The following is a 1173-nucleotide window of genomic DNA, read 5'->3' as shown; positions in this document are numbered from 1 at the left end:
AGAGAAAATGCAGTTTTTCGGAGTTAGAGCAATCATGACAGGTAATTATTATTATTGGAAATTAAGATATAATGGACAAAATTTATTAGTAAGGGTTCCTGATCAACCCTATAGTAAGATAGACAAACATGAAACCTATTTAGTTAGTTTCAGTAACTTTTTTAAAATTTATTGGTATTTTTCACCAACAAGGGAATTAAGGGAAATCACGATAACTGTTAAGGATTAACCACTAAGTAAAGGAGAGATATTTTTTGAAAAACTTTATTTGTGAAACTTGTGGAGTTCAGTATGAGAGTTCAAACGACGCACCAAAACAATGTTTGATTTGTGAGGAAGAAAGACAATTTGTTAGTTCCAAAGGTCAGGTGTGGACCACATTAGAAGAGCTGATAGAAGTGGGTACATATAGTAATAGCATTAAGCTCCAGGAAGAAGGATTACATAGCATAAAGACTAATCCAAGTTTTGGAATCGGACAGACAGCTTATCTTGTACAAGATAAAAATTACAACTTATTGTGGGATTGTATTACATATATTGATCAATCAACCATTTCACATATTAATAAATTAGGTGGAATTGATGCTATTGCTCTATCACATCCACATTATTACTCTAGTCAAGTAGAATGGGCTGAAACATTCGATGCTCCAATTTACATACACGAAGATGATAAAGAATGGGTGACTAGAACTAGCGAGAAAATCATTTTTTGGTCTGGAGAATCTCTAGAATTACAGGAGGGTCTTATCCTTCAAAGAATTGGAGGACATTATAAAGGCGGTACTGTTTTAGAGTGGAAAAATGGAAGCAGTCAAAATGGAATTTTATTGAGTGGAGATATAGTACGTGTGGTGGCTGATCGTAAATGGGTTAGTTTTATGTATAGTTATCCTAACTTCATTCCTCTTCCCAGTGTAACAGTTGAAAGAATTGCAGATAGGGTAAATGATTTTACATTTAATCGATTATATGACGCATTTAATCTGATTATTAGAGATGATGCAAATTTGGTGGTTCAAAGGTCAGCAAAAAGGTATATTGAAGCACTAAATGGAACATTATTTAATACTTAATTTACTAAATTACTAGGAAAGCTTGAAGGACTTATGAATAAACTTTTTCCTCAAATTCAGTTACCTATACATACCTGAACATTTAATAGTAAAG

General features: G+C 32.7%; 2 protein-coding genes. Both read left to right on the top strand.

The features are described from left to right. Positions 1–229, top strand: a 229-nt coding sequence (locus tag V7161_RS30070) for a hypothetical protein (RefSeq protein WP_335716426.1), incomplete at its 5' end; no start/stop codon positions are given. Between the two features lie 25 nt (positions 230–254). Next, a complete protein-coding gene (locus V7161_RS30065) occupies positions 255–1079 on the top strand; it encodes an MBL fold metallo-hydrolase (RefSeq protein ID WP_335716425.1) in 825 nt (274 codons plus the stop codon). The last annotated feature ends 94 nt before the right edge of the window (positions 1080–1173 follow it).

The organism is Neobacillus drentensis, assembly GCF_036965425.1.
GTDB lineage: Bacteria > Bacillota > Bacilli > Bacillales > Cytobacillaceae > Neobacillus > Neobacillus drentensis_F.
This window is presented reverse-complemented; position numbering and strand designations above follow the sequence as displayed.